The organism is Bradyrhizobium sp. 22, from assembly GCF_000482425.1.
Taxonomy (GTDB): Bacteria; Pseudomonadota; Alphaproteobacteria; order Rhizobiales; family Xanthobacteraceae; genus Bradyrhizobium; species Bradyrhizobium japonicum_B.
This window is the reverse complement of record NZ_KI519399.1, coordinates 1,662,881-1,678,265: the sequence shown is the minus strand read 5'-3', so window position 1 is coordinate 1,678,265 and position 15,385 is coordinate 1,662,881. Positions and strand designations below refer to the sequence as shown.

The following is a 15,385-nucleotide window of genomic DNA, read 5'->3' as shown; positions in this document are numbered from 1 at the left end:
GCGTCCGGGGCACAAGAGGCCAAGGCGAAATCAGTCCAGAATTTTCCACGGACACGGCCGCGCGCCTACAAGTCGCGCCTTACCCCTCCCGCAGTTCCGACGGCGTCGCGCCGAAGCGCTTGCGGAAGGCGCGGTTGAAGTAGGACAGATCGGCGAAGCCCGAGGAATGCGCGATGTCGCTGATCTTGCGCGCCCTGGCGCGGGGATCGCCGAGCAGTTTTCGCGCGTTGAGCAGGCGCTGCTCGAGCACGAATTCGGTGAAGGTCGTGCCGGCCTGCTCGAACAGACGTTGCGCCTGGCGCGGGCTTAAGCCCGAGCGCGTCGCGACCTCGGACAGGCACAGATCGTTGCGGCCGAGCGCGGCCATCACGTCGGCGCGCATCAGGTCGAGCCGCGCCGCCGCATGGCCGCGGCCGCGCGCGAGACTGGCGTGCTCGGCATCGGTGCCGAGCAGGAGGCCGACGAGATCGACCATGTGCTGCGCGGTCAGGCGCTGGCCCACCGCGTCGAGATGCGGCGCGTGATTGGCGGCGAGCGCATGGTAGCGGAAGATGGTCTCGGCGACCGCTCCGTCGGAGAGCACTTGCGACAGCTTGCCCTCGGCGCGCGGATTGATGTCGAGCAGCGCGCGGCGCGGCATGCGGATGGTGGTGAAGCGGTCCTCACTGGTGTGCCCGACGGTGCCGGTGATGCTCATGTCGACGAGCACCATCTGGGCGGGCGCAAGCTCGACGGTGTGGCCGTTCTGCCCGACGCGGACGCGGCCGGCATGGGCCGCGATCAGGACGAGGTCGTCGCTGCCGTCGGCGAGATGGCTCTGGGTGCGGGAATATTGCGCGGAGGCGCCTTCGGGAATGGCGAGCGTGATGTTGTCGACCACGCTGACCTGGAGCCGGCAATCGATGCTGTCGCCATGGCTCGGTCCGATGTCGAGGCCGCAGGGACCGACGGCCCGCTCGCGCCAATGCTCGAACGCCGCACCCTGCGGCAGTCCCGTATATTGGTGAACGACGATGCCCGGCGTTTTCGCTGCATCCATTTGATCTCTAGCCCCTCTTTCGGCTCCGCGATCGGCGGCGCCGACTGCAATTTCCGGAAATTTGACGCCACGGATTGCGGCGAGGTTCAAATCGGGGACCGATTCAGGGGGGCTTGTCGGAATGCGACGGCAAAGCGGACCGTAGCGACGGTATCGTAGCCCGCAGGAGCGTAGCGAGATGCGGGAGCGGTCCCGGATATCGCCTTCGCTTGTCCGGACCGCACTAGTTTTTCGCGGGCGCCTGCGGCTGGGACGGCGGCACGGTCTCGATCAGCTTGCCGGAAAACACCGGGGCCGAGGTCGGCCGGCCGTCGGGTGAGCCGCCGGCCTGCTCGACGGTGACGGCGTAGGTCGCGCCGTTGACGATCTCGGCATCATAGGAGGCGAGCAGCGGACGCGCGGTGAAATCGCCGGAGCCGATCACGCCGAGCGAGCGCGGGCGCGGCAGCTTGTCGGAGATCAGCCAGAGCTCGAAGCTCTTGCCGGGCTCCGGCGTCGCACCGACCTTGCGCACCGTGAAATTCCGCGTCGCTCCGTCGACGGTGAGAATGAAGGCCGGACCGCCGGCCTGGCCCTGCAACAGCGCGACATATTGCGCGGAGGCGGCGAGCGGCGCGGCGGGCGCCTTCACTTCCACGGTCTGGATGCGCGGAGCGGGACGCAAGCCGTTCGGCAGCGCGTCGGGCAGGAAGATCTGGAGCGACAGCGTCACGAGCAGCGCCGCCGCGAGCGCTCCGGCAACGGATGCGATGGAGCGCCAGCGCCTGATGCGGCCCTCGAGGCGAATCACGTTGCCATCGTCGACGACCGCCGCCTGCGGCGCGCGCGCGACGGCAAGATCCGGGGCATGGACCTGCGGGATGAATTGCGGCGCGACGTCGGCAAGCGTGTCCGGCTCCGGACGCGGCATCTCCGGCGGCGCGGCCTCGGCCTGCGACCCCGCCGGTGTCGGCGCAGTCTCCGTCGCCGGCTGTGCCGCCTCCGCAGCGGGCAGCTCCGGTGCAGGCGGAGGTGGCGGCGAAGCTTCCGCAAGCGCGGGCGGCTGCTGCGCCTGCGCCGTGCGCGCGATCTCGGCCCTGATGTTCTCCCACACGATCGGCCGCGGCTCGATCGAGCCGACCATCTGGTTGAGACCGCCGAGCCGGAAGGACCAGGCCTGCACGATCGCGGCGAACGCCTCGTCCACCGCCATCATGGTCTCGACCTGCGCGCGCTCGTCGGCATCGAGCGTGCCGAGCGCATATTCCGCGGCGAGCGCGATATGGTCCTCAGTGTAGGCCATCAATTGCGATCCAGAACCATCCTCACGATCGAGCCATTCATAGTCCGAGGCACTCCCGGATATCCAACATGCTGCGCCGGAGCCACGTCTTCACCGTGTTGACGGGGGCTGCGAATTTCTCCGCCAATTGCTCGCGGCTCCAGCCGTTGTAATAGGCGAGAAGCACGAGCCGCTGACGGTCCGGCTCGAGCCGGCCGATGCATTCCAAGAGCCGCTTCAGCTCTTCGGTCATCTCCCGGCGCGCCAGCGGATCGGGACTGTCGGCTGCAACCTCCATCGCCTGAGGCTCTTCCTCGATGGACATTTCCGACTTCTTGCGGACGACGTCGATCGCGCCGTTGCGCGCAATCGAGGCCATCCACGTGATCGGCGACGACAGCGCCGGATTGAACCGGCCGGCGCCGTTCCAGATCTTGACGTAGGTCTCCTGAATGACCTCCTCTGCGAGATCCTGCCGCCGCAAGATACGGAGCACGACGCCATAGAGTTTCGCGCGCGTGGCGGCGTAGAGGCGCTCGAACGCGGCCTGATCGCCCTTCGCCACCGCCTCGATCAACCCGACCAGCTCTGCTGGCGTCAGCATTCAGCCCCCTGACACGCGGCCTGCCGCTTTCCTTCACCTCTCCCCAACGGTGAGAGGTCGATTTGCGCAGCAAATCGGGTGAGGGGGCACAGGGCTAAAGGGGGACCGTCACCCCTCACCCGGCACTCCGCGCCGACCTCTCCCAAGGGAGAAGTGGGCACCGCCGTCGCTGGCACAGCATTCATCCCCATCACCATAGCGCGCGGCCAAGCCGACCACCAAGGGGCGCGGCGCCACGCTGTGGACAGCACATGCGAAAACCCGGACCTTGCGGGTCCGGGTTCTGCGGATTTCTTGGTAGCCTGGCTTGTCGGCCGTCAGGCGACGGCGCCGATGCGGGCGCGCATCAGGCCGATGCTGTCGAGGTCGGCCTGCTCGCGGGCGTTCTCTTCGGCGCGCTCGCGGGCTTGGTCGCGCTCGTCGAGCAGCTCGACCTTCTTCAGCTCCTCGAAGGCCTCGGCCAGCGCGGCCTTGGCTTCGTCGAGCTGGCCCTTGAGCTCGTCGGCCGAGCGGGTCAGGTTCTCGCGGCGCTGGATCGCAGCCTTGGCGTAGGTCGGGTAGGCGAAGTGCGAGGGATCGTTGATCCCCGCGCGCTCCTGCTCGGTCTGGATCTCGCGTTCGAGATCGACCGACATCCGCTGGAAATCGGCGATCATGGTCTCGATCTGGGTGACCCGGCGGCGCTTCTCGTCGACCTGAAACTTCTTCAGGCGAATGAGGGTATCTCGTGACTTCATCGACTCGTACTCCCCAGAAGTCCCCCCGCTGCACGTGGGACGATACCGGTCACCCCACGGGCCCGATGGAGGCCCAGACCGGCTCTGCTACTCTGTGGGATCGGATGATGACCGGACAAAGTTAGCGTTCCGTTTCCAAATTACCGAGGATGTGAGCCAACTGGCGGTAGCCGTCCGCAAGCGAGGCATTTTCGTCCTTGCGCTGGCGCAGGAAGGCCTCCAGCGGCTCGTGCAGGCGGATCGCCTCGTCGACTTCCGGGCTGGAGCCGGCCCGATAGGCCCCGAGACGGATCAATTCCTCCATGTCGGCATAGGTCGCCATCACCTGGCGCGCCCGCTGGATCACGGGCCAGAATTGCGGATCGGCCGATTTCGGCATGGTCCGGGACACGGATTTGAGGATGTTGATCGCGGGATAGCGGCCGCGCTCGGCGATCGAGCGCTGCATCACGATGTGGCCGTCCAGGATGCCGCGCACGGCGTCCGCGATCGGCTCGTTGTGATCGTCGCCGTCGACCAGCACCGTGAAGATCGCGGTGATGGCGCCCTCCCCCAGGCCCGGGCCGGCGCGCTCCAGAAGCTTCGGCAGCTCGGTGAAGACTGTCGGCGTGTAGCCCTTGGCCGTCGGCGGCTCGCCGGCGGACAGGCCGATTTCGCGCTGGGCCATGGCAAAGCGCGTCACCGAGTCCATCAGGCACAGCACGTCCTTGCTCTCGTCGCGAAAATATTCGGCGACCGCGAGCGTCAGATACGCCGCCTGGCGGCGCATCAGCGCCGGCTCGTCGGAGGTCGCGACCACCACGACGGAGCGCGCCAGGCCCTCCTCGCCGAGGTCGTCCTGCAAGAATTCCTGTACCTCGCGGCCGCGTTCGCCGATCAGCCCGATGACGCTGACATCGGCATCGACGTTGCGGGCGAGCATCGACAGCAGCACCGACTTGCCGACGCCGGAGCCCGCGAAGATGCCCATGCGCTGGCCGCGGCAGCAGGTGAGGAAGGTGTTCATCGCGCGCACGCCGAGATCGAGCGGGCTGCCGACGCGCTTGCGCGAATGCGCCGGTGGCGGCGTATTGCGGAACGGCATCGGCGAGGCGCCTTGCGGCAGCGGTCCCTTGCCGTCGATCGGCTCGCCCAGCGCGTTGACGACGCGGCCGAGCCAGGCCGACGAGGGCCGCACCAGATTGGCGGCGTTGGCGATGACGGCCTTGCAGCCGCGGCGCACGCCGTCGAGGCCGGCGAACGGCATCACGACAGCATTGTTGCCGGAGAAGCCGATCACCTCGCAAGGAATCGAACGGTTGGCGCCGGTCTCGATCACCAGCCGCGCGCCGACCGACATGGCGTGAATGGGACCGGCCACCTCGACCATCAGGCCGCGGACGCCGACCACGCGGCCGTAGATATTGATGCCGTCGATGTCGCCGATCTGTTCGGCAAGAGCCTTCATCGGGAAGCCTTCATCAGGAGCGCACGTTCAATATGAGGGCCTTCATGTAATGGGGCGCCTTCGCGAATTCCCGGCCGCCGCAGCGATCCCCGGGACTTCACGGAGGAAACCTTAAGTTTCGCCATATTTCTGAACGCCGCTTAACTTCGTGTTTACCCGCATCATTAATCATTGCGTCACTGTCTTTGTGACTGAGCGTGACTCCCCTTCAGAAGAAGGCTGAGTCGCGGGAGTCGGTTAGGCCCGTCTCTTAAAGTGGAACTTGAACGGAGTTGGGTGACGAAAGCTGCTTCACCGCAAGACCTTAGGGCGATTCGACAAAAATTGCACCCGAGGGACTTGCGTTCCAGAATCAGGATTTGTTAACCATCTGTTGTCAGGATCCGAATCAGTTGTTCAAAGGCGTTTTGTTGAGTGCCGCGAATGCGGCCGACCTGACGCCCAGGAGCGGCGACTATGGGGAACTGGCATGCGCGTTTTGCTGATTGAAGATGACAGCGCCGTCGCGCAGTCGATCGAGCTGATGTTGAAGTCGGAGAGCTTCAACGTCTACACGACCGATTTGGGGGAAGAAGGCGTCGATCTCGGTAAATTGTACGATTACGACATTATCCTTCTCGACCTCAACCTGCCCGACATGTCCGGATACGACGTGCTCAAGCAGCTCCGGGTCTCCAAGATCAAGACACCGATTCTGATCCTCTCCGGCCTCGCCGGCATCGAGGACAAGGTTAAGGGTCTCGGCGTCGGCGCCGACGACTACATGACCAAGCCCTTCCACAAGGACGAGCTGGTGGCCCGCATCCACGCGATCGTGCGCCGCTCCAAGGGCCATGCCCAGTCGGTCATCCAGACCGGCGACCTCGTCGTCAACCTCGACACCAAGACGGTGGAAGTCGGCGGCCAGCGCGTGCATCTGACCGGCAAGGAATACCAGATGCTGGAGCTGCTTTCGCTCCGCAAGGGCACCACCCTCACCAAGGAAATGTTCCTCAACCACCTCTATGGCGGCATGGACGAGCCGGAGCTGAAGATCATCGACGTCTTCATCTGTAAGCTCCGCAAGAAGCTGGCCAACGCCTCCGAGGGCCGCAACTTCATCGAGACCGTGTGGGGCCGCGGCTACGTGCTGCGCGAGCCGCACGAGGCCGACGAACGCATCCCCGCCTGACCTTTTGGGTTACGTCGCGAGCCGCAGGGCTCGCTCCTCCCAGCCTGGACCCCGCCGCAAATGGCGGGGTTTTGTTTTTGGAGAACGTCTTCCCGCTTTGCCGCAAATGGGATTTTGCGCGCCCTGAGCGCACGCCTCGTCCTTCGAGACGACCGCTTCGCGGTCCCGCAGGATGTGGCTAAGCAGCACCCGTGCTCGTGAAGGTGGCGCAGCGCACGAGATCCTCATCCTGAGGGCCCGCCAGAGGCGGGCGTCTCGAAGGATGGCCACAGCGAAACCATGTCGATGCACTTCATCCCTCTTAACGTTTGAACCGCTATCCTTCCTCGGCCGACGAATGGTCGCTGCACGACGGGGGAACGATGATCCTGCAATCACTGGCCGGCCTGCCCGCCTTCCTGGTCTATTTCTGCACCGGGCTGATCGCGGTCGTGGCCTATCTGTTCGTCTACACCCGCATCACCGCGCACAACGAATTCCAGCTCATTCGCGACAACCAGCCGGCCGCGGCGATCGCGCTCGGGCTCAGCCTGCTCGGCTTCGTGGCGCCGCTGGTCAGCGCCATCGCGCATTCGGCCAACGTGCTGGACTGCCTGATCTGGGCGACGATCGCGCTGATCGTCCAGGTCATCGTGTTCTATCTCGTCAAGGTTCCGGTACCGGACCTGTCGAGGCGCATCGACGCCGGCGAGCTTGCCCCCGCGATCTGGCTCGGCCTGTCCTCGCTCGCCGCGGGTCTGCTCAACGCCGCCAGCATGATCTACTGACATGGTCGACAAACCCGCCAAGACAGAGTTCGGCAAGCGACGGCCGGTCGCCGATCCGGCGCCGCCGCGCCCGCCGGCGAAGCGCTCCGGCCACGTCGCGCTACTGGTGATGGGCACGCTCGCGGTCGGCACCACCGCCTACACCTTGATGCCGCGGCAGAATTGCGAACCCACGCCCGGCGCCGTGCCGGGGCAGACCACCACGACCTGCACCAGCAGCAGCAGTTCGTCTGGAGGCAGCTCGCGCTGGCCGTCGCGGACGAGCTTCTACAGCGGCGACTCCTCGAGCCATTCCTCGTCGAGCACGTCATCCAATGTCAGCCACAGCAGCGTGAGCCGCGGCGGCTTCGGCTCGTTCGGCCACGGATTCTCCGGCGGCGGCTGAATCCATGCAGCGGATCACTTGCCTCGAGCGCGACGACTGGCGAGAGACCGCGGCAAAATGCGGCTTCGTCTTCCACACTATCGACGGCGAACGCTATTGGGACGAGCGCGCCTATTACGGCTTCACGCTCGACGAGATCGAGCGCGGCATCGAGACGCCGACCGGCGAGATCGAGGCGATGTGCCTCGAGCTTGCCGGCCGCGTGATCGGCGACGAGCGCCACCTGCGGCGCTTGCAGATACCGGACGCGTTCTGGAGCCTGATCGCCGAAAGCTGGCAGCGCGACGATCGCAGCCTCTATGGCCGTCTCGATCTCAAATTTGACGGCAAGGGTCCGGCAAAGCTGCTCGAGTACAACGCGGACACGCCGACCTCGATCTTCGAGGCCGCGGTGTTTCAATGGACCTGGCTCGAACAGGCGATCGAACGCCGCGTCATCCCCTCGCGAGCCGATCAGTTCAATTCCATCCATGAACGATTGATCGCGGCGTGGAAGGAGATCGCTGCCGGGCGCCATCTCCATCTCGCCGGCATCACCGACAACGCAGAGGACGCCGGCACGCTCGCTTATCTCGAGGACACCGCACGCCAGGCCGGGCTCTCGACCAGGCTGCTCGACATCGAGCAGATCGGCTGGCGCGATGAAGGCGGCGGCTTCGTCGATCTCGACGAGAACGACATCGCGCTCGCCTTCAAGCTCTATCCCTGGGAGTGGATGTTCCACGACGCCTTCGGCGCCAAGCTGAAAGACGCGCCGACGCGCTGGATCGAGCCGCCGTGGAAGGCGGTGCTCTCCAACAAGGGCATCTTGCCGCTGCTGTGGGAGATGTTTCCGAACCATCCCAATCTGCTGCCGGCGTTCTTCGAGGATGATCCGCGCGCCGCCGAGCTCGGCACGTCCTATGTGCGCAAGCCGCTGCTGTCGCGCGAAGGCGCCAACGTCACGCTGGTGTCCGGCGGGATGCCGCTCGACGAGCAGGCGGGCCCCTACGGCGCCGAAGGTTTCGTGCACCAGGCGCTGGCACCGCTGCCGAACTTTTCGGGCTTCTATCCGGTGGTGGGAAGCTGGCTGGTGAATCACGAGCCGTGCGGCTTGTCGATCCGCGAGGACGAGAGCCCGATCACGGGCAACCGCTCGCGCTTCCTGCCGCATGCGATTTTGTGAATTGTCATTCCGGGGCGCTCGCGAAGCGAGTGAGGCTGGAATGACGAGGAGAAGCTCACTTCGCCGCGGCGAGCTTCAGCGGCTGCGGCATCAATCCGCCCATCGGGCGGCCGGAGCGGGCGGGGTTGAGCTGGTAGAGACCGCGGCGGTCCGCGATGGGGCGGAACGCGTCGGTGATGCCGACGACGGATTCGGCGGCCCCCAACAGCAGCGTGCCGTCGGCCTCCAGGGCCTTCGCCATCCGCTCGAAGATCACGGCCTTGGTGTCCTGGTCGAAATAGATCAGCACGTTGCGGCAGAAGATCACGTCGAACGTGCCGAGATGAGAGAAGTCCTGCAGCAGATTGAGCTGGCGGAACTGCACCATGGCGCGAATGTCGGCATTGAGCTGCCAGAGCTCGCCGGTCTGCTTGAAATATTTGACCAGCATCTGGATCGGCAGGCCGCGCTGCACCTCGAACTGGCTGTAGATTCCGGCCTTCGACTTCTCCAGCACCTCCTGCGACAGGTCGGTGGCGACGATCTCGATGCGCCAGCCGGCGAGAGCCGCGGCCATCTCCTTCACGCACATCGCGATCGAATAGGGCTCCTGCCCCGTCGACGACGCCGCCGACCAGATGCGCAAGGATTTGCGTGCCGCGCGCGCCTGGATCAGGCCGGGCAGGATGGTGTCGCGCAGATGATCGAACGGGATCTTGTCGCGGTAGAAGAAGGTCTCGTTGGTGGTCATCGCTTCGACCACGTCGGTCGCAAGCCGGCCGTCGCCGTTCCTGATCTTCAGCACCAGATCGGGAATGCCGGGAAGGCTCGCCTTGCGCGCCAGCGGCAACAGCCGGCTCTCGACCAGATATTGCTTGTCCGCCGACAGATCGAGCCCGGAGCGCTCTTTCAGGAACTTACGCAGATAATCGTAATCGGTGGGCGTCACGAGCGGTCTCCCGCGAACAGGCGGTTGACCTTGGCGCCGATCTGATTGAGCGGCAGGATGGCCGCGCAGATGCCGGCATTGGCCGCCGCGCCCGGCATGCCCCAGACCACGCTGGAGGCCTCGTCCTGCGCGATGACGCTGCCGCCGGCGGCAACGATGTCCTTGCCGCCGCGCATGCCGTCCGACCCCATGCCCGTCAGGATCACGGAGAGAATATTGCCGTGCCAGATGTCGATGGCGGAGATGAAGAGCGGGTCGACCGCGGGCTTGCAGAAATTGACCGCGGGGCCGTCGTCGAGCGCGATCACGGTGTCCGCGCCGTTGCGTGCGACGCGCATGTGCTTGCCACCGGGCGCAAGATAGATCCGTCCCGGCTTCACCGGCTCGCCGTCGACCGCCTCGGCTGCCGGCCGGCGGCTCGAACGCGCCAGATGCTCGGCGAGAATGGTCGTGAAGGTCGGCGGCATGTGCTGGGTGATCAACACCGGGAAACGGTCGATCACCGGGCCGAGCTCGGTGACGAGCGCCATCAGCGCCTGCGGACCGCCGGTCGAGGAGCCGATCAGCAGCACCTTGGGGGCCTGATTGGAGAACGGGCGAAGCGCCAGCGATCCCGACGGCGCGGCCGGCACGGTCGCAGCGGGCGCGGCGGGCCGCGCAACGGGACCGCGCGGGACCGGAGCCGGGCTCGCGGGCGCCAGCGGCGGGCTCGCGACTGCGGACTTGCGCCGCAGCCGCGCGCCGAGATGACGAATCTTCTGGATCAGGTCGTGATGAAAGATGTCCGCGGCCGACGCCTCGCGGGTCGATTCCGGCTTCGGAATGTAATCGGCCGCACCGAGCGACAGCGCCTTGAAGCTGATTTCCGCGTTGCGGCGGGTCAGGGTCGAGGCCATGATGATGACCAGATCGCGCTTCTTCGCCAGCAGTCTCGGCAGCGCCGAAATGCCGTCGAGCTCGGGCATTTCGATGTCGAGCACTGCGACGTCGGGGTTGATGCGTTCGATCTGGTTGACCGCCTCGAGCCCGGTCCGCAGCGAGGCTGCGACCTCCATGTCGTGCTCGGCACCGACCCAGCGCGAGATCAGACCGCGGATGACGACGGAATCGTCGACGATCATCACCCGCAGCGGCCCTGCTTCGCGCGACGCCGTCGTGGCCGAATTCCCTGCGAACGCAACACTCATTACTCACCAACTCAGACTGAAAGGGTACGGTTGAAAACGGCGCCGAAAAATCCGGTCGGCCACCGGCGGATCGCTCAGATAAGGCCGACTTCCAGGAATTTCGCCGTCACGATATCCTTGTCGAACGGCTTCATGATGTATTCGTTGGCGCCGGCATGCAGCGCGCGCGCGATATGGGCGACGTCGTTCTCGGTGGTGCAGAACACCACCTTGGGCTGGTCGCCGCCGGGCATCCGCCTGAGATGGCCGAGAAACTCGTAACCGTCCATCACCGGCATGTTCCAGTCGAGCAGCACCGCGTCGGGCAAGCCGCGCTTGCAGGCTTCCAGCGCCTTCTCACCGTCCTCGGCTTCGAGGATCTGGAAGTCGAGGCCCTCCAGGATGCGGCGCGCAACCTTGCGGATGACGCTGGAATCATCAACGACGAGACAAGTGCGCATGTGAACCTCTGCTTCCTCCCCCCGTTGGGGGGCACTTCCAATTGCAGGTCCGTCGGCGGTGAGGCCGCGGTATCAGGCCGCCATCATCTCGGGCGCGAGCTCGAGGACGCGATCGACGTCGAGGACGACCATGAGCTGTCCGTCGAGGCGGTGGACGCCGCCGGCGAGCTTGGCCATGCGGGGATCGAGGTTGACGGGGTTCTCTTCCATGCCGGCTTCGGGCAGGCGCAGCACCTCGCCGATCTGGTCGATCAGCAGGCCGTAGGATTCGCCGCGCAGGTCGACGCCGACCGCCATCGGCACCTTGCCGTCCTCGGGCTGCGGCAGGCCGAGCCGGGCGCGCATGTCGATCACGGTGACGATGCGGCCGCGCAGATTGAGCACGCCGGCGATCTCGCGCGAGGACAGCGGCACGCGGGTGACGCGCTCGGGCATGAACACGTCCTGGACGCGGGAGATCGGCAGCCCGAACAGCTGGCCGCCGATCATCGCGGTGACGTATTCGACCATGGCGCCTTCGGCGGACTGGGTCTTGCTGGTCATCTCGTATCTCCTATCCCTGTCCTGCTCTTACGCTGCCGCCCGGCTCAGCTCGGAGGCGCCGGCGGCGCCCGCGGTCTGCTCCTTCAGCGCCGCGATCAGGCCGGGACGGTCGAACTTGGCGACATAATCGTGGAAGCCGGCCTGGCGGCCGCGCTCGATCGCCGCCGGCGACACCAGCGCCGACAGGCCGATGATCGGCATCGAACCGAGATTGTTGTCGGCGCGGATGGTCTCGGCGAACTCGAACCCGTTCATGTCGGGCATCTCGATGTCGGTCAGGACCACGTCGAAGCTCTGGGCCCGCAGCGCGGCGAGGCCCTCCTGCGCGGTCGGCGCGGTGCGGACGCGGTAGCCGGCCGCCTTCAGCACCGGGGCCAGCATGTTGCGGAAGAACGCGCTGTCGTCGACCAGCAGCACCGACTGCGAGTGCAGCGACGGCTTCATCTCCTTGCGGGTGAACCAGTCGGAGAACGCCATCGGGAGGAAGTGGCCGACGTCGATCACCTCGGTGGCCTGGCCCTTGATCACGGCCGAGCCCAGGATGCCGGAGGAGGAGCCGCCGACCTCGATGTTGAGGCGTTCCTCGACGATGTCGATGATCTCGTCGACGACGAGGCCCATGGAGCGGCCGTCGTCGGCGAACACCAGGATCGGCTGGGCGCCTTGGCTGGCGATGGTGACGCCTTCCATGGCCACGAGCGGCATCAGCTGCTCGCGGTACTGCACCATGTAGCGGCCGTTGGAGAACTCGATCTTGTCGGCGGGCAGCTCTTCCAGGCGGGTGACGAGGCCGAGCGGGACCGCCTTGGGCTGCGAGGAGCCGGCGCGGAACACGAGCAGCGAGGTGGTCTGCTCGCCCGAGCCGATGTGATGGGCGCCGTTCTCGTCGCCCATGTCATGGGCCGAGGAGCCGGCGGCGCCGAGCGCCTTGGCAATGCCGTTGGGGTCGATGATCATGATGACGGCGCCATCGCCCAGGATGGTGTTGCCGGAGAACATGTCGATGTGACGAAGCTTGGTCGACATCGGCTTGACCACGATCTCCTCGGTGTGGAACACGCCGTCGACCACGATGCCGAAGGTCTGGCTGCCGACTTGCGTGACCACGATGAAGCCGTTCTCGGGATCGGAGGCCGCGCCGTCGTCGATCTTGAGCAGCTTCTTGAGGTGGATCAGCGGCAGCAGCTTGTTGCGCAGGCGCAGCACCGCGGTGTCCTTGATGCGCTCGATGCGGTGCTCGGAATTGGCGCGGGCCCGCACCAGCTCGACCACCGAGAGCTGCGGGATCGCGAAGCGGTCGCCGGCGGCTTCCACGATCAAGGCGGAGACGATGGCGAGCGTCAGCGGGATCTTGATGGTGACCGAAGATCCTTCGCCGGCCACCGACTTGATGTCGATGGTGCCGCCGATCTGGTCGATATTGGTGCGCACCACGTCCATGCCGACGCCGCGCCCCGAGACCGAGGTGATGGCGGCCGCGGTGGAGAAGCCGGGCGCGAAGATGAACTTGTGGATCTGGGCCTCGCTCATCTTCTCCAGCTCGGCCTCGGTGACGAGACCGCTAGAGATCGCCTTGGCCTTGATCTTCTCGGTGTTCAATCCGCGGCCGTTGTCGGCGATGCAGATGATGATGTGGCCGCCCTCGTGATAGGCGGACAGGCGAATGGTGCCCTGCTCGCCCTTGCCGCTGGCGAGGCGCTCGGCGGGGGTCTCCAGGCCATGATCGGCGGAGTTGCGCACCATGTGGGTGAGCGGGTCCTTGATCAGGTCGAGCACCTGGCGGTCGAGCTCGGTGTCGGCGCCGTGCATCTCCAGCTCGATCTGCTTGCCGAGTTCGGATGAGAGATCGCGGACGATGCGGGGCAGCTTCTGCCAGGCATTGCCGATCGGCTGCATGCGCGTCTTCATGACGCCTTCCTGCAGCTCGGCGGTGACGTTGGACAGGCGCTGCAACGGCACCTTGAACTCGGTGTCCTCGTTGCGGCGGGAGATCTCCAGGAGCTGGTTGCGGGTCAGGACCAGCTCGGAGACCATGGTCATGAGGTGCTCCAGCGTATCCACGTTGACGCGGATCGACTGGTTGGCGATGGAGGCGCCCTCGCCGGCACCCTCGTCGGCCATCGACTTCTTCGGCGCGGCCTTCTCCCTGGCGGGCTTTGCGTCCTTGGCGGCCGGCGCTTCGGGAGCGGGCTCGGCCTTCAGCTCGGGCTTCACCTCGGGCTTGGCAACCGGCGCGGGCACCGGCGCTTCGATCGCGGTCTCGCGGAAGGCGCGCTCGAGCTCGTCGAGCGAGACCTCGCCCGGACGCAGCGGACGCTCCAGGGTCTGGTCGATCAGCGTGCCCGTCGCCATCTCCTTGGCGGGCGCGGCGACCGGGGCTTCCGGCGCCAGCGGCGGGGCGTCCGCGACGGGAGCCGCAGCACTACCAGCAGCCATGGCCGCCATGCCCTGCTCGACCATCGCTTCCAGCTTGTCGATGAGGTCGCGGTCGTTGCCCTCGGGCTCGGCCTCGGTGGCTTCGAGCCCTGCCAGGATCTCCTTGATGCGGTCGATCGAGGACAGGATCACCGTCACGGCTTCGGCCGTCACCGGCATGCCGTCACGGAATTTGCCCATCAAGGTCTCGCCGGCATGGGCCAGCGCTTCCAGCCGCGGCAGGCCGAGGAAGCCGCAGGTGCCCTTGATGGTGTGGACCAGGCGGAAGATGTTATCCAGGATCTTGGCGTTGTTCGGCTCCTGCTCGAACTTCACCAATTGATTGTCCACGGTGTCCAGGCTCTCGCTGGTCTCCGTCAGAAACTCCCGCAACAGATCATCCATGAAAAAGGCCTTCATACAGGAAGGGCGCGCACGATGTGTGATGCGCCATTTCGGAATGATGCCAGCTTCACCGCAAAGCGTTTAATATTGGTTGAGTATGTGCAAAAGAACGGAACCAACAAAGAGATAAGGCGCTCCGGACAAGCCGAAGCGCCTCGTAAAGATTTGCTTAAGAGGCCGGGCGCGACGCGGCGTTTACGAAGCGGTAACGGTGATGGCTTCGCCTTCCGGCGCGAGCTTCACGGTGAGCCCGCAGGCCTGCGCCAGCAGCCGCGTATAATAAGGCTGGATCGCGTGCGCATCGGCGGCCGGCCCGCGCTCGCCGCTCAGCAGCTCGGAGATGTTCTGCGGCAGGCGCGCGTTATGACCGGTCGCGGTGATGCGAAAGCTCATCGTCTCGCCCTCGCCGATCGGGTCGATCGTCAGCATGCCGCCGCGCGGGATCGTGTGCTGGGCGACGACCAGCATGTTGAGCAGCAGCTTGACGCGGTTCTTCGGCAGGAGGAGCCGCGGCAGGTTCCAGGTGATCGAGCACTTGCCGTCCTCGATGTGGCCTTTCGCCATGGTCTGGGCATCGCCGAGATCGATCTGCGCGCCGGAGGAGCCGGCCGCGCCGAAGGCAAGACGGCAGAACTGGAGCCGGGCCGAGGCGGTCTTGGCGCTCTTGCGGATCAGGTCGAGCGCGAACTCGCGGTCTTCGGGCTTGGGATCGTCGTCGAGCACCTCGAGCCCGTTGACGATGGCGCCGACGGGGCTGATGAGATCGTGGCAGACCCGCGAGCACAGCAGCGCGGCGAGTTCGAGCATATCGGGAGCAGTAGCGGTCGCGGGCGACGAGGCGTCAGACATATAAAGGGGTCCTGGAGGGTTCCTGGAATTGCACGGCGCTGG

Annotated in this window: 15 protein-coding genes; 4 read left to right on the top strand and 11 right to left on the bottom strand. The window is 66.0% G+C overall.

Features of this window, described 5'->3' with window-relative positions; genetic code table 11:
* Positions 1–79: 79 nt before the first annotated feature.
* From K410_RS0109305 to fliI, 5 genes are all read right to left on the bottom strand, one after another.
* Positions 80–1,039, bottom strand: coding sequence for a helix-turn-helix transcriptional regulator (locus K410_RS0109305; protein WP_028134592.1), 960 nt, complete (start codon positions 1,037–1,039; stop codon positions 80–82).
* Between the two features lie 223 nt (positions 1,040–1,262).
* Positions 1,263–2,321, bottom strand: a complete 1,059-nt coding sequence (locus K410_RS0109300) for an anti-sigma factor (RefSeq protein WP_028134591.1) — start codon at positions 2,319–2,321, stop codon at positions 1,263–1,265.
* A gap of 37 nt (positions 2,322–2,358) precedes the next feature.
* Positions 2,359–2,904 (bottom strand): sigma-70 family RNA polymerase sigma factor, encoded by a 546-nt coding sequence (locus K410_RS0109295; protein WP_028134590.1) that lies wholly within the window; start codon positions 2,902–2,904, stop codon positions 2,359–2,361.
* 317 nt (positions 2,905–3,221) lie between these two features.
* Positions 3,222–3,641, bottom strand: a complete 420-nt coding sequence (gene fliJ / locus K410_RS0109290) for a flagellar export protein FliJ (protein ID WP_011084990.1) — start codon at positions 3,639–3,641, stop codon at positions 3,222–3,224.
* Positions 3,642–3,762: 121 nt separating this feature from the next.
* Complete coding sequence (gene fliI, locus K410_RS0109285; RefSeq protein WP_028134589.1) at positions 3,763–5,088, bottom strand: flagellar protein export ATPase FliI; 1,326 nt, start codon at positions 5,086–5,088, stop codon at positions 3,763–3,765.
* 469 nt (positions 5,089–5,557) lie between these two features.
* Here fliI and ctrA point away from each other — a divergent pair, with 469 nt between their 5' ends.
* The 4 genes from ctrA (at position 5,558) to K410_RS0109265 (ending at position 8,576) form a co-directional block, all read left to right on the top strand.
* A complete protein-coding gene (gene ctrA / locus K410_RS0109280; protein ID WP_016848562.1) occupies positions 5,558–6,259 on the top strand; it encodes a response regulator transcription factor CtrA in 702 nt (233 codons plus the stop codon).
* Positions 6,260–6,621: 362 nt separating this feature from the next.
* Complete coding sequence (locus K410_RS0109275; RefSeq protein WP_028134588.1) at positions 6,622–7,026, top strand: DUF350 domain-containing protein; 405 nt, start codon at positions 6,622–6,624, stop codon at positions 7,024–7,026.
* A gap of 1 nt (position 7,027) precedes the next feature.
* Positions 7,028–7,411 carry a hypothetical protein gene (locus K410_RS0109270; protein WP_028134587.1) on the top strand — a complete coding sequence of 128 codons (384 nt, stop codon included), beginning with the start codon at positions 7,028–7,030 and terminating at the stop codon, positions 7,409–7,411.
* Positions 7,412–7,415: 4 nt separating this feature from the next.
* Positions 7,416–8,576 carry a glutathionylspermidine synthase family protein gene (locus K410_RS0109265; RefSeq protein ID WP_028134586.1) on the top strand — a complete coding sequence of 387 codons (1,161 nt, stop codon included), beginning with the start codon at positions 7,416–7,418 and terminating at the stop codon, positions 8,574–8,576.
* 55 nt (positions 8,577–8,631) lie between these two features.
* Here K410_RS0109265 and K410_RS0109260 read toward each other — a convergent pair whose 3' ends face one another.
* From K410_RS0109260 to chpT, 6 genes are all read right to left on the bottom strand, one after another.
* Entirely contained in the window at positions 8,632–9,504 is an 873-nt protein-coding gene (locus K410_RS0109260; RefSeq protein ID WP_028134585.1) for a CheR family methyltransferase, read from the bottom strand.
* Positions 9,501–10,691 carry a protein-glutamate methylesterase/protein-glutamine glutaminase gene (locus K410_RS0109255; protein ID WP_028134584.1) on the bottom strand — a complete coding sequence of 397 codons (1,191 nt, stop codon included), beginning with the start codon at positions 10,689–10,691 and terminating at the stop codon, positions 9,501–9,503. The genes K410_RS0109260 and K410_RS0109255 overlap by 4 nt, the downstream gene beginning before the upstream one ends.
* Before the next feature lie 74 nt (positions 10,692–10,765).
* Positions 10,766–11,131, bottom strand: a complete 366-nt coding sequence (locus K410_RS0109250; protein WP_028134583.1) for a response regulator — start codon at positions 11,129–11,131, stop codon at positions 10,766–10,768.
* A 72-nt stretch (positions 11,132–11,203) separates the two neighbouring features.
* Positions 11,204–11,674 (bottom strand): chemotaxis protein CheW, encoded by a 471-nt coding sequence (locus tag K410_RS0109245; protein ID WP_028134582.1) that lies wholly within the window; start codon positions 11,672–11,674, stop codon positions 11,204–11,206.
* 27 nt (positions 11,675–11,701) lie between these two features.
* Positions 11,702–14,494, bottom strand: a complete 2,793-nt coding sequence (locus tag K410_RS0109240; protein WP_028134581.1) for a hybrid sensor histidine kinase/response regulator — start codon at positions 14,492–14,494, stop codon at positions 11,702–11,704.
* A gap of 195 nt (positions 14,495–14,689) precedes the next feature.
* Complete coding sequence (gene chpT / locus K410_RS0109235) at positions 14,690–15,343, bottom strand: histidine phosphotransferase ChpT (protein ID WP_028134580.1); 654 nt, start codon at positions 15,341–15,343, stop codon at positions 14,690–14,692.
* Positions 15,344–15,385: the final 42 nt, after the last annotated feature.